At 72.3% G+C, this 18545-nt stretch carries 17 protein-coding genes; 9 read left to right on the top strand and 8 right to left on the bottom strand.

The window, feature by feature from the left end:
• The first annotated feature begins 185 nt into the window (after positions 1-185).
• On the top strand, positions 186-1568 hold the full coding sequence (locus ACF1FZ_RS07070; RefSeq protein WP_391772346.1) for a cysteine desulfurase/sulfurtransferase TusA family protein: 1383 nt from the start codon (positions 186-188) through the stop codon (positions 1566-1568).
• 37 nt (positions 1569-1605) lie between these two features.
• Here the strand turns inward: ACF1FZ_RS07070 and ACF1FZ_RS07065 are convergent, their stop codons facing one another.
• The gene (locus ACF1FZ_RS07065) at positions 1606-2580 is read right to left on the bottom strand and encodes a carbohydrate kinase family protein (protein WP_391772345.1); all 975 of its coding nucleotides are present in this window, start codon (positions 2578-2580) and stop codon (positions 1606-1608) included.
• Between the two features lie 158 nt (positions 2581-2738).
• On the opposite strand from ACF1FZ_RS07065, the gene ACF1FZ_RS07060 reads away from it, so the two are divergent.
• Both ACF1FZ_RS07060 and ACF1FZ_RS07055 read left to right on the top strand, forming a co-directional pair.
• Positions 2739-2936 (top strand): hypothetical protein, encoded by a 198-nt coding sequence (locus ACF1FZ_RS07060; protein WP_391772344.1) that lies wholly within the window; start codon positions 2739-2741, stop codon positions 2934-2936.
• Positions 2937-3067: 131 nt separating this feature from the next.
• Positions 3068-4519, top strand: a complete 1452-nt coding sequence (locus ACF1FZ_RS07055; protein WP_391772343.1) for a hypothetical protein — start codon at positions 3068-3070, stop codon at positions 4517-4519.
• A 68-nt stretch (positions 4520-4587) separates the two neighbouring features.
• On the opposite strand, the gene erpA is transcribed toward ACF1FZ_RS07055, so the two are convergent.
• Positions 4588-4944: an iron-sulfur cluster insertion protein ErpA gene (gene erpA, locus ACF1FZ_RS07050; RefSeq protein ID WP_033299961.1), complete on the bottom strand. Its 357-nt coding sequence runs from the start codon at positions 4942-4944 to the stop codon at positions 4588-4590.
• A gap of 230 nt (positions 4945-5174) precedes the next feature.
• On the opposite strand from erpA, the gene nadA reads away from it, so the two are divergent.
• Positions 5175-6353 (top strand): quinolinate synthase NadA, encoded by a 1179-nt coding sequence (gene nadA / locus ACF1FZ_RS07045; protein ID WP_391772342.1) that lies wholly within the window; start codon positions 5175-5177, stop codon positions 6351-6353.
• 78 nt (positions 6354-6431) lie between these two features.
• On the opposite strand, the gene ACF1FZ_RS07040 is transcribed toward nadA, so the two are convergent.
• From ACF1FZ_RS07040 to ACF1FZ_RS07020, 5 genes are all read right to left on the bottom strand, one after another.
• The gene (locus tag ACF1FZ_RS07040) at positions 6432-9584 is read right to left on the bottom strand and encodes an efflux RND transporter permease subunit (RefSeq protein ID WP_391772341.1); all 3153 of its coding nucleotides are present in this window, start codon (positions 9582-9584) and stop codon (positions 6432-6434) included.
• A 181-nt stretch (positions 9585-9765) separates the two neighbouring features.
• The gene (locus ACF1FZ_RS07035; protein WP_391772340.1) at positions 9766-10455 is read right to left on the bottom strand and encodes a response regulator; all 690 of its coding nucleotides are present in this window, start codon (positions 10453-10455) and stop codon (positions 9766-9768) included.
• Positions 10452-11717, bottom strand: coding sequence for a sensor histidine kinase (locus tag ACF1FZ_RS07030; RefSeq protein WP_391772339.1), 1266 nt, complete (start codon positions 11715-11717; stop codon positions 10452-10454). Before ACF1FZ_RS07030 ends, ACF1FZ_RS07035 begins: the two co-directional genes overlap by 4 nt.
• Before the next feature lie 118 nt (positions 11718-11835).
• Positions 11836-12114, bottom strand: coding sequence for a hypothetical protein (locus tag ACF1FZ_RS07025; protein ID WP_391772338.1), 279 nt, complete (start codon positions 12112-12114; stop codon positions 11836-11838).
• A gap of 10 nt (positions 12115-12124) precedes the next feature.
• Positions 12125-12907 (bottom strand): PspA/IM30 family protein, encoded by a 783-nt coding sequence (locus ACF1FZ_RS07020; protein ID WP_391772337.1) that lies wholly within the window; start codon positions 12905-12907, stop codon positions 12125-12127.
• Between the two features lie 295 nt (positions 12908-13202).
• Here ACF1FZ_RS07020 and ACF1FZ_RS07015 point away from each other — a divergent pair, with 295 nt between their 5' ends.
• The 3 genes from ACF1FZ_RS07015 (at position 13203) to ACF1FZ_RS07005 (ending at position 15750) form a co-directional block, all read left to right on the top strand.
• Entirely contained in the window at positions 13203-13802 is a 600-nt protein-coding gene (locus tag ACF1FZ_RS07015) for a DUF3043 domain-containing protein (RefSeq protein WP_391772336.1), read from the top strand.
• Between the two features lie 59 nt (positions 13803-13861).
• Complete coding sequence (locus tag ACF1FZ_RS07010) at positions 13862-14596, top strand: class I SAM-dependent methyltransferase (RefSeq protein ID WP_391772607.1); 735 nt, start codon at positions 13862-13864, stop codon at positions 14594-14596.
• Between the two features lie 74 nt (positions 14597-14670).
• Positions 14671-15750, top strand: a complete 1080-nt coding sequence (locus ACF1FZ_RS07005) for a S1C family serine protease (RefSeq protein WP_391772335.1) — start codon at positions 14671-14673, stop codon at positions 15748-15750.
• 85 nt (positions 15751-15835) lie between these two features.
• Here the strand turns inward: ACF1FZ_RS07005 and ACF1FZ_RS07000 are convergent, their stop codons facing one another.
• On the bottom strand, positions 15836-16039 hold the full coding sequence (locus ACF1FZ_RS07000) for a hypothetical protein (RefSeq protein ID WP_391772334.1): 204 nt from the start codon (positions 16037-16039) through the stop codon (positions 15836-15838).
• Between the two features lie 86 nt (positions 16040-16125).
• Between ACF1FZ_RS07000 and ACF1FZ_RS06995 the strand changes: the two genes are divergently transcribed.
• Positions 16126-17328, top strand: a complete 1203-nt coding sequence (locus tag ACF1FZ_RS06995; RefSeq protein WP_391772333.1) for a bifunctional adenosylcobinamide kinase/adenosylcobinamide-phosphate guanylyltransferase — start codon at positions 16126-16128, stop codon at positions 17326-17328.
• A 113-nt stretch (positions 17329-17441) separates the two neighbouring features.
• Complete coding sequence (gene cobT / locus ACF1FZ_RS06990) at positions 17442-18545, top strand: nicotinate-nucleotide--dimethylbenzimidazole phosphoribosyltransferase (protein ID WP_391772332.1); 1104 nt, start codon at positions 17442-17444, stop codon at positions 18543-18545.

Raw genomic sequence — 18545 nt, 5'->3', positions numbered from 1 at the left:
GATGTTTATGCGGACCAAACCCTACTGGACGCTATTTGGGGCCGCGCGGGGAGGGTGCCCAACGCGCCGCACGACACCCCGAAGGGGTGGAACGCACGCCTCCGGCCGCCGTCTGACGCCCCCTCTCCCCTTCCCGGAGGCGGCCGGTCACCTGGTCACAGCCCCGAGCGGGCTAGCGTGGCCGGGTGCCCTACTTCGACGCGGCTTCCTCCGCCCCCCTGCACCCCGTCGCCCGCCAGGCGCTGCTTGCCTCACTGGACGAGGGCTGGGCCGATCCCGCCCGGCTCCACCGCGAGGGGAGGCGGGCCGCGGTCCTGCTGGACGCGGCCAGGGAGGCCGCGGCGGAGGCGGTCGGATGCCGCCCGGACGAACTCGTCTTCACCTCGTCCGGCACCCGGGCGGTGCACTCCGCGGTGGCCGGAGCGCTCCGCGGGCGTCGGCGTGTCGGCCGTCATCTGGTGCTCTCCGCCGTCGAGCACTCCTCGGTCCTCCGTTCGGCCGCCGCTCTGGAGGCGGAGGGCGGATCGTTCACCGAGGTGCCGGTGGACCGGGCCGGGGCGGTGGACCCCGCCGCGTACGGCCGGGCGCTTCGCGCGGACACCGCGCTGGCCTGCCTGCAGTCCGCCAACCATGAGGTGGGGACCGAACAGCCGGTGGCGGAGACCGCCGAGATCTGTGCCGGGGCGGGCGTACCGCTGCTGGTGGACGCCGCGCAGTCGCTGGGCTGGGGGCCGGTGCCCGGCCGCTGGTCGCTCCTGACCGCGAGCGCCCACAAGTGGGGCGGGCCGGCCGGGGTCGGGCTGCTGGCCGTGCGCAAGGGGGTCCGGTTCGCGCCCGCGGACCCCGCCGGCGAACAGGAGCCGGGCCGGGCCGCCGACTTCGGGAACATCCCGGCGATCGTGGCGGCTGCGGCCTCGCTGCGGGCCGTGCGCGCGGAGGCCGCGGCGGAGGGCGCCCGGCTGCGCGTCCTGGTGGACCGCATCCGGGCGGCGGTGGGGGCGCGGGTGCCCGACGTCGAGGTGGTGGGCGACCCGGTCCGGCGGCTGCCGCACCTGGTCACCTTCTCCTGTCTCTACGTCGACGGAGAGGCGTTGCTCCACGAGCTGGACCGGGCCGGGTTCTCCGTCTCGTCCGGATCGTCCTGCACCAGCAGCACCCTGACGCCCAGTCATGTCCTCGAGGCGATGGGAGTCCTCACCGGGGGAAACATCCGCGTGTCGCTTCCGGCCGGGACGACGGAGGAGGAGACCGACGGCTTCCTCGACGTGCTGCCGGCGGTGGTGGCCGAGGTGCGGGCGAGGCTCGGCGCACCCGTCGCGGCGGCCCCCTCCCCCGCGCCCCGGGCCTCGCTCGTCGTCGATGCCCTCGGCAGGCGCTGCCCGATTCCGGTGATCGAACTCGCAAAGGTGATCGGAGAGGTGCCCGTGGGCGGCACGGTGACGGTGCTCTCGGACGACGAGGCCGCCCGCCTCGACATCCCGGCCTGGTGCACGATGCGCGAACAGGAGTACGTGGGCGAGGAGCCGGCGGACCACGGCTCCGCCCATGTGGTCCGCCGGCTCCGGTGAGCCCCCTGCCGCTGCTCCCTCGTCCCGGGAGAGGCGCCTAGGAGAGGTGCTTGCGGACCTCCGAGGCCGCCTCGTCCCCGTAGGCCTTGGTGAAGCGGTCCATGAAGTTCGTACGGCGCAGGGTGTACTCCTGGGTGCCGACCGTCTCGATGACCAGGGTCGCGAGCATGCAGCCGACCTGGGCGGCGCGCTCCAGGCCCACGCCCCAGGCGAGACCGGAGAGGAAACCTGCCCGGAACGCGTCGCCGACGCCGGTCGGGTCGGCCTTGCGCTCCTCCTCCGGGCAGCCGACCTCGACGGGGTCCTGGCCGGTCCGCTCGATGCGGACACCGCGGGCGCCGAGGGTCGTGACGCGGTGACCGACCCTGGACAGGATCTCCTCGTCGCTCCAGCCGGTCTTGGACTCGATGAGCCCCTTCTCGTACTCGTTGGAGAAGAGGTACGTCGCGCCGTCGAGCAGGATGCGGATCTCCTCGCCGTCCATCCGCGCGATCTGCTGCGAGAAGTCGGCGGCGAACGGGATGCCCCGCGAGCGGCACTCCTCGGTGTGCCGGAGCATCGCCTCGGGGTCGTCGGCGCCGATCGAGACGAGGTCGAGGCCGCCCACACGGTCGGCGACGCTCTTGAGCTCGATCAGCCGGGCCTCGCTCATCGCACCCGTGTAGAAGGAGCCGATCTGGTTGTGGTCGGAGTCCGTCGTGCAGACGAAGCGTGCCGTGTGCAGGACTTCGGAGATGTGGATCGAGCCGGTGTCGACACCGTGCCGGTCGAGCCAGGCGCGGTAGTCGTCGAAGTCCGCCCCGGCGGCACCGACCAGGATCGGCTGCGTGCCGAGCACGCCCATGCCGAAGGCGATGTTGGCCCCGACGCCACCGCGGCGTACGTCGAGGTTGTCGACCAGGAAGGAGAGCGAGACCGTGTGCAGCTGATCGGCGACCAGCTGGTCCGCGAATCGGCCGGGGAAGGTCATGAGGTGGTCTGTGGCGATGGAGCCGGTGACTGCGATGCGCACGGGGAGGCTGCTCCTGCGGAAGGCGAAGGGAACGCGTGAGGCCCCTCCGGGACGGCATGACAGTTCACGCTACCCGGTAACGCCCTCAGGCCCGAACGGTCAGAACTACCCGATAGTAGGTCTTTCTACCTGAGTGCTTCCGTGCGTACGGTGCGTTTATGTCGAACACCATCGTTCCGTGTGAGTCCGAGATGAGCCTGGCCGAGCTGCGCGGTGACTGCGCACGGATGGCGCCGCACTGGGTCGTACCCGCGAAGACCGCCGCGGAGCCGGTGGAAGCCTCCCGCATCCACGGTGTCACGGTGCCGCAGTCGTCGGCCCGGCTGATCGACGCCATGTCCGACTACGGGGACTGACCGGCGGGTGCCGGGCGCCCCCCGGCACCCGCCGGGGAACCGCGCGCTCCTCTGCTCCGTCCCATCCCCGTCCCCACTCGGGGGACAGGCGTCGGAACCAGTGGCGGCCAAGCAGTCGAAGGAGCGATCCGGTGAGCACCGAGCGACCCGAGAACGACATGACCGGCCCCCGGCGGCGGCATTCGCCGCTCGCCGTGGCCTCGGTGGCGGCGGCGGTGCTGCTGGCCGGCGGCGGCGGTGCGTACTGGGCGTCGGGCACTCCGGGCGAGGCCGGCCCGGGCTCGCGGCCCGGTCCCGGGACCGGTTCGCCCCCGCTGCTCTCCCTCGGCCTCCCGGCGGACGGCGACCGGTCGTCGGCGCCGCCGCCGGGCATCGCACCGGGTGAGCCGGATCCCCATGACGGCAGAACCGTCTACCGCGCCTCGGGAGAGCTGCCCGACGGCCCGGACACGGCCGCCGTCCACCGCGCGACCGGCACGGTGACCGAGGCCGAGGTGGCACGCCTCGCGAAGGCCCTCGGGGTACGGGGAACACCGCGCGCCGAAGGCACCGCCTGGAAGGTGGGTACTGACGGGGACGGCTCGGGCCCCCTCCTCCGGGTGACCAGGCAGGCTCCGGGCACCTGGACCTTCGCCCGGTACGGCTCCGGTGTCCCGGGCACCTGCGGGACGGCGGCGAGCTGTTCGAAGGACGTCGCGCCGGAGGCTGGCTCAGGCTCGCCGGTGAGCGAGAAGGCCGCCGAGGCGGCGGCGGTCCCGGTGCTGAAGGCGGTGGGCCAGGACGGCGCCGCGCTCGACGCGGATCAGGTGAGGGGGTCCGTACGCGTCGTGAACGCCGATCCCGTCGTGGGCGGGCTGCCGACGTACGGCTGGTCCACCGGGGTCCAGGTGGGCGCCGGCGGCGAGATCGTCGGCGGCAGCGGGCACCTGAAGGGCCTGGAGAAGGGCGACAGCTATCCGGTGACCGGCGCGGACGACGCGCTGAAGCAGCTGAACGCGGAGGGCCGGCGGACGGCGAAGCCCGGCATCGGCGGCTGCGCGACCCCGGAGCCGCTGGAGGACGGCCCGGCGCCGAAGACCGACTGCGGTACGGAGGGCGGGACTCCGCCGTCCACCACGGTCACGGTCGAGAAGGCCGGGTTCGGGCTCGCGGCGCGGTACTCGGAGGGCGAGCAGATCCTCGTACCCGCGTGGCTCTTCTCCGTACGGCCCGAACGGGGCGGCCCCGTGGACACGGTCGTCCAGATCGCGGTGGACCCGGATCACGTGACGCGGGAGAGCGCAGAACCCTCTCCGGAGCCCACGGAGGGCCCGGGCGGCACGGGCACGGGTGTCACCTCGTACAGCGCGGACGGCCGGACGCTGGAGGTGAGGTTCTGGGGCGGCGTGTGCAGCACGTACACGGCCAGCGCCTCGGAGAACGGCAGTACGGTGCGGGTCACGGTCGCCGAGTCGGAGCCGGAGCCCGGGAAGGTCTGCATCAAGGTCGCCAAGGAGCTGACCCGGACGGTGACGCTGGACGCGCCGCTGGACGGCCGGAAGGTGGTGGACGCGAAGTCGGGCGGGACGGTGCCGCGCGCCTGAGTCCGTGCGTACGACGGCGGCGGCGCTCCCGGGTCCGGGAGCGCCGCCGTCGTCGTACGACTCAGGGTTCAGCTGAAGGAGTCACCGCAGGCGCAGGAGCCCGTGGCGTTCGGGTTGTCGATCGTGAAGCCCTGCTTCTCGATGGTGTCCACGAAGTCGACGGAGGCGCCGCCCAGGTACGGGGCGCTCATCCGGTCGGTGACGACCTTGACGCCGTCGAAGTCCTTCACGACGTCGCCGTCGAGCGAGCGCTCGTCGAAGAAGAGCTGGTACCGCAGGCCCGAGCAGCCTCCGGGCTGAACGGCGACGCGCAGCGCGAGGTCGTCCCGGCCCTCCTGTTCCAGCAGGGTCTTGACCTTGGCTGCGGCGGCGTCGGACAGGAGGATGCCGTCGCTCACGGTGGTGGTCTCGTCCGATACGGACATCTGCTTCTCTCCCGGGTTGTACGGACTGCTTGCCGACGGTCCAACCATCGGGGCCGCGGATTCATTCCGGGCCAGGCGCGTGTCTGTTCCCCTTCATGCTCGCACACCACCCGTACGAGGGGATGCGTCACATCGACGCTATCGGCATCGTCAAGCTGACGCGAAGCGGTTATGATAAATAGCGTCAATTCGACGAAAAGGCGTTTCGCGGAAAAGAAAGGGTGCGTGTCGTGACCACCGCCCAGCCCCTGGATGTCCAGCCGACACCCCTCGCCCTTCTGCTGCTCGGCCGTGAGGCCGACCCGCGGAGCGAGCGCGGGGTCGAATGTCCCGGCGACCTGCCCTCCCCGTCCGACCCGGACCTGGTGGAACGGGCCCGTGCCGCCAAGGAGAAGCTCGGGGACAAGGTCTTCGTGCTCGGGCACCACTACCAGCGTGACGAGGTCATCCAGTTCGCGGACGTCACCGGTGACTCCTTCAAGCTCGCCCGGGACGCGGCGGCGCGTCCCGAGGCGGAGTACATCGTCTTCTGCGGCGTGCACTTCATGGCCGAGTCCGCCGACATCCTGACGGGCGACGGCCAGAAGGTCGTCCTGCCGGACCTGGCCGCCGGCTGCTCGATGGCCGACATGGCCACCGCCGAGCAGGTCGCCGAGTGCTGGGACGTGCTGACGGAGGCCGGGATCGCCGACCAGGTGGTGCCCGTCTCGTACATGAACTCCTCCGCCGACATCAAGGCCTTCACCGGCAGGCACGGCGGCACGATCTGCACCTCGTCCAACGCCGAGCGGGCGCTGGAGTGGGCCTTCGGCCAGGGAGACAAGGTGCTCTTCCTGCCGGACCAGCACCTGGGCCGGAACACGGCCGTGCGGGACATGGGGATGACCCTGGAGGACTGCGTCCTCTACAACCCGCACAAGCCGAACGGCGGCCTGACCGCCGAGGAGCTGCGCGACGCGAAGATGATCCTGTGGCGCGGGCACTGCTCGGTGCACGGGCGCTTCTCGGTGGAGTCCGTCAACGACGTACGGGAGCGGATTCCGGGCGTCAACGTGCTGGTGCACCCGGAGTGCAAGCACGAGGTCGTGGCCGCCGCGGACTACGTGGGCTCGACGGAGTACATCATCAAGGCCCTCGAGGCCGCGCCGGCCGGCTCCAAGTGGGCGATCGGCACGGAACTGAACCTCGTGCGCCGGCTTGCGAACCGTTTCGCCTCCGAGGACAAGGAGATCGTCTTCCTCGACAAGACGGTCTGCTTCTGCTCGACGATGAACCGGATCGACCTGCCGCACTTGGTGTGGACGCTGGAGTCGCTGGCCGAGGGGAACCTCGTCAACCGGATCCAGGTCGACGCGGAGACGGAGAAGTTCGCGAAGCTGGCGCTGGAGCGGATGCTGGCGCTGCCGTAGCTCCCGCAGGGTGGAGAAGGCCCCCGACGCCGTGGTGCGGCGTCGGGGGCCTTCCCGTGTGACGTGCGAACGGACCGGTCAGGCCTTCGCGGGCTCCGGCTCGGCGGAGGCGGCTTCCTCCGTCGTCTCCGGGGCCGCCGTGCCGGACTTCGCCTCGCGCCTGTCCGCCTTCCTCTTCGCGCGGCGCTCCTTGCGGAGCTCGACCATCGCGTAGAGCGTCGGCACCAGGAGCAGGGTCAGCAGGGTGGAGGTGATCAGACCGCCGATGACCACGAGGGCCAGCGGCTGGGAGATGAAGCCGCCTTCGCCCGTGACGCCGAGGGCCATCGGGAGCAGGGCGAAGATCGTCGCCAGCGCGGTCATCAGGATCGGGCGCAGCCGGTGGCGTCCGCCCTCCATGACCGCTTCGATGACGCCCATGCCCTGGGCCCGGTACTGGTTGATCAGGTCGATCAGCACGATGGCGTTGGTCACCACGATGCCGATGAGCATCAGCATGCCGATCATCGCCGGGACTCCCATGGGGGTACCGGTGGCGACGAGGAGGCCGATGGCACCCGTCGCGGCGAAGGGGATGGAGACCAGCAGGATCAGCGGCTGGATCAGCGACCGGAAGGTGGCGACCAGCAGGATGAAGATGATCGCGACCGCCGCGAGCATGGCGAGGAGCAGCTTCGTGCTGGCCTCCTCCTGGTCCTGGGTGACGCCGCCTACGGTCGCGGTGGCACCGCCCGGAAGGTCCAGGGCGCCGATCTTCTTCCGGAGCTCCGCACTGATCGCGCCGGTGTCGTCCACGGTCGGCGTGGCGGTGATCGTCGCGGCACGGTTGCCGTCGATGCGGGTCGTCGTGACCGGCCCGGGCACCAGTTCCACGTCCGCGACGTCACCGAGCTCCACGGGGCCGAGCGGCAGGGCCTTCAGCTCGGCCAGGGTGGTGGCCGGGTGCGAGGACCTGACGACGATGTCGCGCTCGGTGTCGTCCATCACGGCCGTGCCGGCCGGGGTACCGCGCACCGCCCCGGCGACCATTCCCCCGAGAGCGGTCTGGTCGAAGCCCGCGGCCGCGGCCTTGTCGTTCGCCGTGACGGAGATGCGCGGGACGCTCTGCGCCAGGTCGCTCTGGACGTCGGTGACGTCCTCGAGCTCGGCGACCTCGGCGCGCACCGTCTCCGACGCCTTCTTCAGGACGTCCGCCTCGGAGGCCTTGACGATGACGCTCAGGTCCTGGGAGGCGAAGTCGTTGGCGGCGGCGATCGTCGTCTCACCGGCGCCCTCGAGCTTCCCGAGCGCCTCGTCGATCCGCTTCTCGGTCGCCTCGTGGTCCGCCGAGTCCTCGAGGGTGACCTGGTACGAGGCCTGGTTGGCTCCCGAGCCGCCGCCGAAGGCCGCCATGAAGCCGGAGGACCCGACGGTGACCTGGTAGTCCTTGACGGCCTCGTCAGCGGCGAGGACCTTCTCGACCTTCCGCGCCGCCTCGTCGGCCGCCTCCAGGCTGGTGCCGGGGGTCAGCTCCTGCTTGACGGTGAGGACGTCCTGTTCACCCGCCTCGAACAAGGTCGTCTTCAGCAGGGGTGCCATACCGAAGGTGCCGAAGAGCACCACGAGCGCGATGACGATGCTGGCGACACGGCGCCGGGTGGCGAAGCGGAGCACCGGGACGTACATCCGCTGCAGCCGGCTGGCCGCCTCCTTCTCCTCGGCCTCGCGACGGGCCTCCTCCGGGTTCTCGGCGGTGCCCTCGGGCACGCGCAGGAACCAGAACGACAGGACCGGGACGACGGTGAGGGAGACCAGCAGCGAGGCCAGCAAGGCCGCGGTGACGGTCAGTGAGAACGAGCCGAAGAGCTCGCCGACCATGCCGCCGACCAGGCCGATGGGCAGGAAGACCGCGACGGTGGTGAGCGTGGACGAGGTGATCGCGCCGGCGACCTCCTTGACGGCGGTGATGATCGCCGACTGGCGCTCCTCGCCGTATCCGAGGTGCCGCTTGATGTTCTCCAGGACGACGATCGAGTCGTCGACGACCCGGCCGATCGCGATGGTCAGCGCGCCGAGGGTCAGCATGTTCAGCGACAGGTCGCGGGTCCAGAGCACGATGAGCGCGAGGACGACGGAGAGCGGGATGGAGACCGCGGTCACCAGCGTCGAGCGGATCGACGCGAGGAAGACCAGGATCACGACCACCGCGAAGAGCAGGCCGAGTGCGCCCTCGGTGGTGAGACCGGAGATCGACTTGGAGACGGCGGGGCCCTGGTCCGAGACCACGGTCAGCTCGGCACCGGCGCCGAGGTCCTTGCGCAGGCCGGGCAGCTTGTCCTGGACGGCGTCCGAGATGGCGACGGCGCTGCCGTCCTGGTCCATCGTCGCCATCACGGCGAGGCTCGGCCTGCCGTTCGTACGGGTGAGGGAAACCGCCGCGGCGGGCTCCTGTTCCACCGTGGCGATGTCACCGACCCGTACCGGCTTCCCGCGCCCGCCCGCCGGGTCCGCCGCGGAGACCTTCAGGTCCTCGATCTGCTCGAGCGAGCTGAAGGCACCGCCGACCTGGACGGTGCGGCTCCTGCCCGACTCGGAGAAGGAGCCGGCCGGGAGGGTGGCGCCACCGGCCTGCAGGGCCTGGGAGAGCGAGGCGGTGTCCAGTCCGGCTGCGGCGAGCTTCCTGTCGTCGGGGACGACGGAGACCTGGAGGTCCCTGACACCGTCGACGGTGACCTGGCCGACGCCTTCGATGTCCTCGAGCGCCGGGACGACCGTGCGGTCGAGCTGGCCGGCGAGTGCCTGCTGGTCCTTGTCGGAGGTGACGGCCAGGACGACGGTGGGCAGGTCGTCCGTCGAGCCGGCGATGACCTGCGGGTCGACGTCCTCGGGCAGCTGGCTGCCGGCCCGGTTGACCGCCTGCTGGATGTCCGCGACGAGCTGCTCGGTGCCCTCGTCGCCGAAGTCGAAGCTCGCCATGACGACGGCGCTGCCCTCGCTGGCGGTCGAGGTGATGCCCTCCACGCCGTCGACGGCCTTGATGGCGTTCTCGAGGGGCTCGACGACCTGCTTCTCGACCACGTCGGGGGACGCACCCTGGTAGGGGGCCAGCACCGACACCATCGGGAGTTCGATGGTGGGCAGCAGCTGCTGCTTGAGCTGTGGGATCGCTATCGCCCCGAAAACGAGCGCGACGATCGAGATCAGCCCGATCAGGGCCCGTTGCGCGAGGCTGAATCTGGACAGCCAGGACATGGGTGGGTCTCTCTTCTGTGGCTTACGCGGCAGGGGGCGGCTGTTCGGTGATCACGTCATGACCGCAGGGGACACAGCCCGCCCATCCATACGATCGCGGGTTTTCCGGGTCGAATCGTCGGCCCCCGGGCTGCTTTCTCGCCCCGCGCATACCGCAGCTGGAGTAGCCCGGCCCGCTCCGTCACTCCACCCTGGGTCGGACCAGGCCCGATTCGTAGGCGATGACGACCAATTGCGCCCGGTCCCGCGCACCGAGTTTCGCCATGGCCCGGTTCACGTGGGTCTTCACGGTGAGCGGGCTGACGACGAGCCGTTCGGCGATCCGGTCGTTGGAATGCCCGCCCGCGACCTGGACGAGCACCTCACGCTCGCGCCCCGTGAGCGCGGCGAGGCGCTCGGAGTACTCCGCGCCGTCCGGCCCCCCGGCCGAGCCGCCTCCCTGGGCGAGGAAACTGGCGATGAGTCCCTTGGTCGCGACCGGGGAGAGCAGCGCCTCGCCGGCCGCGGCGACACGGATGGCGTTGAGCAGTTCGTCCGGTTCCGCACCCTTTCCCAGGAAGCCGGAGGCACCGGCCCGCAGGGCCTGCACCACGTACTCGTCCACCTCGAAGGTGGTGAGCATGACGATCCGCACGCCTGCCAGGTCCGGGTCCGCGCTGATCGTCTTCGTGGCGGTGAGGCCGTCGGTGCCCGGCATCCGGATGTCCATCAGCACGACGTCGGCACGGGTGGAGCGGGCCAGGGCCACGGCCTGCGCCCCGTCCGCGGCCTCACCGACGACCTGCATGTCGGGCTCGGAGTCCACCAGCACCCGGAACGCGCTGCGCAGCAGCGCCTGGTCGTCGGCGAGCAGCACCTTGATGGGCGTCATGCGCATCCCCCCGTCGCCCCCACCGCGCCCGGCTCCTCCGGCGTACGTGTGCGGGACGTGACGGGCAGGATCGCATGAACCCTGAATCCGCCTCCGTAACGGGGGCCCGCCGTGAGGGTGCCGCCGAGAGCGGTGACGCGCTCGCGCATGCCGATCAGGCCGTGCCCGCCGCCGTCGGCCGGCGCGGGACGGGGAGCCGCTCCCCCGCCGTCGTCGAGCACGGTGACCTCCGCGGTCCCCCCGACCCGTACGACACTCACCTCGGCCCTGGCGTCCGCGCCCGCGTGCTTGCGCACGTTGGTCAGGGCCTCCTGGATGATCCGGTAGGCCGCGAGGTCGACCGCCGCGGGCAGCGGGCTGCCGGGGTCGGTGCAGGCCACCTCGACGGGGAGCCCGGCGTTGCGGAAGGTGCCGACGAGGGGGTCGAGGACGGCGAGCCCGGGGGCGGGCTCCGTGGGCGCCTCGGGGTCGCCGGACTGGCGCAGCAGCCCGACCGTGACCCTCAGTTCGTTGAGGGCGGACCGGCTGGCTTCCCGTACGTGGGCGAGTGCCTCCTTCGCCTGGTCGGGGCGTCTGTCCATGACGTGGGCCGCGACCCCGGCCTGGACGTTGACCAGGGCGATGTGGTGGGCGACGACGTCGTGCAGGTCCCGGGCGATCCGCAGCCGTTCCTCGGCGACCCTGCGGCGGGCCTCCTCCTCGCGGGTGCGTTCCGCGCGTTCGGCCCGTTCCCTGATCGCGTCGATGAACGCCCGTCTGCTGCGCACCGCGTCGCCGGCGGCCCCGGCCAGGCCGGTCCAGGCGAGGACGCCGAGGTTCTCCTGGCTGTACCAGGGCGTCGCGCCGGCCGCCATCGCGGTCACGGCGAGCACCCCCATGGTCAGCAGACCGGCCCGCCAGGTGGTGGGCCGGTCGGTGCCGGCCGCGACGGTGAAGAGCGCGACGACCGCGCTCATCACGACGGGGGAGGGCGGGTCCGTCAGGGCGAACTCGGCGGCGGACAGCAGCCCGGTCACGGCGAGCACCGCCATGGGCCTGCGCCGGCGCAGGACGAGTGCCCCGGCGCCCAGCACCATCAGCAGCACGCTCGAAGGTCCGGGGACCCGGGCTCCGAAGACGGGCCCGCGGCCCGGATCCGGCTCGGCGAACGACACGCAGATCATGCAGGTGAGCACGGCCACGGCGAGGCCGCCGTCGAAGGCGAGGGGATGGCCGCGCAGCCAGCGGCGTGCGCGCAGGAGCCCGGTTCCGAGGGGGGTCACGTCGAACTACGGTACGGCGTGCCGTCAGCGGCACGGCCCGGGCGGTGTCACGGCACGATGCCCCGCGCCGGGCGGGCCGGGACGGGGCATCGTGCGGAGTGCGGAGCGGTGCGGCGGGTCAGCCGGGGATCAGCCCGTCGTCGCGGAGCATGGAACGCACCTCTTCGAGGGTGGCGTCGGGTGACGGCAGGATCAGTTCGGACGGCTCCAGGGAGTCGTCGGGGAGCGGCGAGCCGAGCTCACGCACCTTGTCCAGGAGCGCGTGGAGCGTGGTGCGGAAGCCGGGTCCGTCACCGCTCTCCATCTCCGCGAGGAGTACGTCGTCGAGCTCGTTCAGCTCGGCGAGACGGCTGTCGGCCAGTACGACCTGGCCCTCCCCCATGATCCGTACGATCATGACGCCGCCCTCACTGCTTGTCGAACTTGTGCGGGGACTGCTGCGACTGGGGCGCCGCGTCCTGGGCACCGCCCTCGATGGCCTGCTGCCGGCCGGCGGTTCCGCCGGCCAGTTCGGCCTTCATGCGCTGCAGCTCCAGTTCCACATCCGTACCACCGGAGATCCGGTCCAGCTCGGCGGCGATGTCGTCCTTCGCCGTGCCGGAGGGGTCGTCGAGGGCCCCGGAGGCCAGCAGTTCGTCGATGGCTCCCGCGCGCGCCTGGAGCTGCTGGGTCTTGTCCTCGGCCCGCTGGATGGCCAGGCCGACGTCGCCCATCTCCTCGGAGATGCCGGAGAAGGCCTCACCGATCCGGGTCTGGGCCTGGGCCGCGGTGTAGGTGGCCTTGATGGTCTCCTTCTTCGTCCGGAAGGCGTCGACCTTGGCCTGCAGCCGCTGGGCCGCGAGAGTGAGCTTCTCCTCCTCACCCTGCAGCGTCTGGTGCTGCGTCTCCAGGTCCGTGACCTGCTGCTGGAGGGCTGCGCGCCGCGACAGCGCCTCGCGGGCCAGGTCCTCGCGACCGAGCGCGAGCGCCTTGCGGCCCTGGTCCTCCAGCTTGGACGACTGCCCCTGCAGCTGATTCAGCTGCAGCTCCAGCCGCTTGCGCGAGGTCGCCACATCGGCGACGCCGCGGCGTACCTTCTGAAGCAGCTCGAGCTGCTTCTGGTACGAGTAATCGAGGGTCTCGCGCGGATCCTCGGCCCGGTCAAGGGCCTTGTTTGCCTTCGCGCGGAAGATCATTCCCATACGCTTCATGACACCGCTCATGGGCTTCGCGCGCCCCCTTCTGACGGACTGAGCTCCAGCACTCCAACAGAACCCACAGTACGGGCCCTGTCTCCATTACCGCACTGTTCGAGCACGGATGTGCTCCTCCGCAAGGACGACTGCCGCCGGCGGCCGCTCCCGCGCAGGGAGTAGACGAACCTCAGGGTCGAGACCGGCGACGCCCGTTCTGTCCCTGTCGGGACGCTTTCAGGACGCGGGCCGTTGCCGGATCGTTCCCGGCCGGCCCCCGACAGCCCGGGCCGACCCCGTACCCTTGGGTTTTGTGTTCCGTAGCCGCTCCAAGGAAGAGAAGGCCCCCACCGGCAAGGTGACGGCGGACCTCTCCAAGACGCCCCGCGACCCCCAGGCTCCCAAGGGTCGCCCCACCCCCAAGCGCAGCGAGGCCCAGACGCAGCGCCGACGTGCCTCCAGCGGCACGCCGACCGATCGCAAGGAGGCCGCGAAGCGCCAGCGCGAAGCGCGCCGGGCCGACATGGCCCGGCAGCGCGAAGCGCTCGCATCGGGTGACGAACGCTATCTGCCGGTGCGTGACAAGGGGCCCGTGCGGCGCTTCGTCCGTGACTTCGTGGACTCGCGTTTCTGCATCGCGGAGTATTTCCTTCCGCTCGCGGTGATCATCCTGATCCTCAGCGTGATCCAGGTGCAGAACATCCAGAACATCTCGCTGCTGCTCTGGCTCGGCGTGATCGTGCTGATCGTCGTCGACTCCATCGGCCTCGGGTTCCGCCTCAAGAAGCAGCTGGCCCAGCGCTTCCCCGACGCCCCGAAGCGCGGCGCGGTGGCCTACGGCCTGATGCGTACGCTCCAGATGCGGCGTCTGCGTCTGCCCAAGCCGCAGGTCAAGCGGGGAGAGCGGCCCTGAGCACGGAGACCCCCGGCTTCACGGGGGTGTCCCCCCAGTGGCTGGACGGGCTCGGCGGACTGCGCAACACGGTCCGTCAGGAGCTCGTCGCCCGGCAGCTCGACGAGCAGATAGCCGCGCGTTTCCCCGTGGGGCAGCGTCTGCGGGTGCTCGACGTCGGCATGGGCCAGGGCACGCAGGCGCTGCGTCTGGCGCGGGCCGGTCACTCCGTGACGGGTCTCGAGTCCGACGGCGAGATGCTGCGGACCGCGCGTGAGGCCCTCGCGGGCGAGCCCGAGGGCATCCGGGAGCGGATGCGGCTCATCGAGGGCGACGGCCGTGACACCGGGGTGCACTTCCTGCCCGGCAGCTTCGACGTGGTCCTCTGCCACGGCGTGCTGATGTACGTCTCCGAGCCCGATCCGCTGCTGGCCGGCCTGGCCCGGGTGCTGGCGCCCGGCGGTCTGCTCTCCCTGCTCGTACGCAACGCGGACGCCCTGGCGATGCGGCCGGGGACGGCGGGGGACTTCACCGCGGCCCTCGCGGCGTTCGACACCGACACGTACACGAACAGGCTCGGTCTCACCGTCCGGGCGGACCGGCTCGAGGCGCTGCGGGCCACTCTCGCCGGGATCGCCGCCCCGCTGCACGCCTGGTACGGCGTACGGGTCTTCACGGACAACGTGAGCAACGAGGCGGAGCTGCCCGGCCCCGAGGAGCTGGCCCGGGTGTTCGCCGCCGAGGACCGCGCGGGGCGGACCGACCCGTACCGCTCGGTGGCCGCGCTGCTGCACCTGTGCGGGGTCCGCGGCTGACGCCGCCCCTGCCGTACGCCTGATCGGCCCAGCAGAGCAGGCCGCCGCCGGCGGACCCTGGCGATACTCCGGGCATGGACGCAACCCCTCCCCTCCGCCGGGTACGCCGCTCGCTCGCGCCCCTGGCCGCCGGTGCCTGCGTGATCGCCCTGGCGGGCGGATGCGCAGGGCCCGGCCCCGCCCCGTCCGCCGCACCGGTCCAGCAGGCGGCGGTGCCCCGGCCCACGGGCGGGAGTGATCTGGAGGGCCGGTACCAGGCCGTCATCAAGGACGTGCTCCCCTCCGTGGTGCAGATCGGCGCCGGGGAGGGGCTCGGCTCGGGCATCGTCTACGACGACAAGGGCCACATCGTCACGAACGCCCATGTCGTGGGCAGCGAGAGGTCCTTCGACGTCAGTGTCGCCACCGGCGAGAAGGTGCTCAAGGCGTCCCTGGTCTCCTCCTACCCGGAGCAGGACCTGGCGGTCGTCAGGCTCGACGACATCCCCGACGGTCTGCGGGCCGCGCGCTTCGGGGACACCGACGAGGTCGAGGTGGGGCAGATCGTCCTGGCGATGGGCTCACCGCTCGGCCTGTCCAGCAGTGTCACCCAGGGCATCGTCTCGGCCGTGGGCCGCACCGTCAGCGAGAGCCGCTCGGGCGGCGGCACCGGGGCGACGCTCGCCGGCCTGGTGCAGACCTCGGCGGCCATCAATCCGGGCAACAGCGGCGGGGCCCTGGTGAACCTCGACAGCGAGGTGATCGGCATCCCCACCCTCGCGGCGACCGATCCCCAGCTGGGCGGCAGCGCGGCGCCCGGAATCGGGTTCGCCATCCCCGTCTCCATGGTGCGGACGGTGGCCGATCAGATCATCGAGTCCGGAAAGGTCACCGACTCGGGCCGGGCGGCGCTGGACATCACGGGCCGCACCGTCGTCGACGACGAGTACCGGCCCGCCGGGGTCGCGATCGTCAGCGTCCAGGAGGGCGGGGCCGCGGACGAGGCGGGCCTGCGCGTCGGGGACATCATCACCCGTGTCGGCGACGCCCGGGTCACGACGATCACCTCGCTCTCGGAGGCCCTGGCGGGCGAGAAGCCGGGCCGGAAGGTCCGGGTGACGTACACGCGCGGGGACGCGGCGAGGACCGCCGAGGTCACCCTGGGCGAGATGTGAGAGCCGGCCGGCGGCGGGACGGCCGCACGGACAGCCGGGCGAGGGGGCCCGCCCGGGCACCGGGTCCCGGGCGGGCCCGCGGGCCTCAGCCGGCCTGGAGACTCATCGGGCCGTAGACCTTCGTCGCGTCCTCGAAGAGCGTCACCTGATCCGCTCCGCCTTCGAGGAGCTCCTTCCAGAACTCACCGATCCAGGACTCCGCGTCGCCCTGGGTGGTGAACTCCTCCGGCTGCAGCGCCGGCTCCGTCTCCGTACCGTCGGACTTCTCGAACCGCCACGTCCACGCCATGTCCGCCTCCTGGGTCGCGTTGCTCCCCGAAGACTAGTGGGTGTCCCGGGCGCGCAGGTGGTTCACGGACACGGGAGGATCGGAGCGTGGAACTGACACTGCTCGGCACCGGCGCCCCCGGCGGGCTGCCGCGGCCCGACTGCCCCTGCGCCGCCTGCGCCTCCTCCCGCGGCGCCGGGGCACGCGCCGCGACCTCGCTGCTCGTGGACGACGCGCTGCTGCTGGATCTCACCCCGGGCGCCGTGTTCGCCGCCGCCCGCGCGGGTCACTCGCTCGCCGCCGTACGGCAGGTGCTGCTGACCCACCCGCACGACGGCCCCGCGGTGGAGCTGCCCGCCTCGCTCCCGCCCGCGGGGCGTGTCCCGGACGGGCAGGAACTGACGCTGATCAGCGGGCACCGGGTCAGGGCCGTCGCGATGGACGCGCCGGGCACCGGGTACGAGGTGACGTCGCCGGAGGGTGCGCGCCTGCTCTACCTGCCGCCCGGGGCCTCCCCCGCCGGTCTGGCCGGCCGGGCGGCGGAGCCGTACGACGTGGTCGTGTGCGATGTGATCGCGCGGCCGGACGCCGTGGCCCGGCTGCGGGCCGTGGAGGCCGTCGGGCCCGCCACCGAGGTGATCGCCGTCCACCTGGACCACGACGCACCGCCCGGCGCCGGGCTGGACCGCCGGCTCGCGGCCGGCGGGGCGCGGGCCGTACCGGACGGGACGACGCTCGCGGTGGGCGCGTACCACGCGGTGCCCGAGGTGCCCCGGCGCACCCTGGTCACGGGCGGGGCCCGGTCGGGGAAGTCGGTGGAGGCCGAACAGCGCCTGGAGACCTTCCCCGAGGTGGTGTACGTCGCGACGGGCGGCCGCCGTGAGGGGGACGCGGAGTGGGAGGCCCGGATCGGGCTGCACCGGGAGCGCAGGCCTGCCGCGTGGCGCACCGAGGAGACCTGTGAGCTGACGGGACTGCTGGAGGAGGACGGCCCGCCCCTGCTGATCGACTGTCTGTCGCTGTGGCTGACGGACGCCATGGACCGGGCCGGGGCGTGGGACGACGGCCGGTGGGCGGACGGCGGGGAGGAGAGACTGCGCGAGCGGGTCGCCGAGCTGGTCCGTGCGGTGCGCGGGACCCGCCGCACGGTCGTCGCCGTGACCAACGAGACCGGCTCGGGTGTGGTCCCGGCGACGGCCTCCGGGCGGCGCTTCCGGGACGAACTGGGCCGTCTGAACGCCGCGTTCGCCACCGAGTGCGAGCAGGTGCTGCTGGTGGTGGCGGGGCAGGTCCTGGTGCTGCGCGGCTGAGCCGCGGGCGGGTGCGGGGCCAGGGGGGAGGCAGGGAGCGCCGGGTACTGTTCCGCACAGGAGCCCCCGGCGGGTTCCGGCCCACCCTGTGACGACCCGCGAGGCGGACCCCCGTGAACCTGGACGACTTCTCCGACCTGATCGAACGCCCCGACGGGGGCGTACGGCGTGACGCCGAGGAACGGCGGGAGCGGCTCACCGTGCCCGTCGGGGCCCTCGGCCGGCTCGACGAGCTGGGTGAATGGCTGTCGGCCGCCCAGCAGTCGGTGCCCGTCAAGGCGGTCGAGCGGCCGCGTGTCGTCCTGTTCGCCGGTGACCACGGGGTGGCGGAGCTGGAGGTCTCGGGCCGGCCCGCCGGGACCGCGCACGAGCTCGTCCGGGCCGTGCTGGACGGTGCGAGCCCCGTGGCCGTACTGGCCCGCCGCTTCTCCGTGCCGGTGCGGATCGTGGACGCCGGTCTGGACTGCGATCCGGAACTGCTGCCCGACACCGTCGTACGTCACCGGGTGCGGCGTGGCAGCGGCCGCATCGACGTCGAGGACGCGCTGACGGCCGAGGAGGCCGAGCAGGCCGTGCGGCTCGGGATGCGCATCGCCGACGAGGAGGCCGACTCGGGCACCGATCTGGTGGTGCTGGGTGATCTGAGTGTCGGCGGTACGACGGCTGCCTCGACGCTGATCGCCGCCCTGTGCGGCACGGACGCCTCGGTGGTGACCGGGCGCGGCGGTGCGGGTATCGACGACCTGGCGTGGATGCGCAAGTGCGCGGCGATCCGGGACGCGCTGCGGCGGGCCCGGCCGGTCCTCGGTGACCAGCTGGAGCTGCTGGCCGCGGTGGGCGGCGCGGACCTGGCGGCCATGACGGGGTTCCTGCTGCAGAGCGCGGTGCGCCGGATGCCCGTGGTACTGGACGGGGTGGTTTCGGCGGCCTGCGCGCTGGTGGCCCAGCGGGCGGCCTTCCGGGCACCGGACTGGTGGCTGGCGGGGCAGCTCAGCGGCGAGCCCGCACAGTCGAAGGCACTGGACCGGATGGCCCTGACCCCGCTGCTGGACCACGGGGTGACGGTGGGCGGGGGCAGCGGGGCCCTGCTGGCGCTGCCGCTCGTCCAGGCCGCGGCGGCGCTGGCGGCGGAGCTGCCCGAGCGTGCGCCCGAACCCGCCGTGGAGGAGGCACAGGAACCTTCGAAGGACACGGAACCCTCGGGAACCACTGCCTGA

Source organism: Streptomyces sp. NPDC014623 (genome assembly GCF_043088245.1).
Classification (GTDB): Bacteria; Actinomycetota; Actinomycetes; order Streptomycetales; family Streptomycetaceae; genus Streptomyces.
This window is presented reverse-complemented; position numbering and strand designations above follow the sequence as displayed.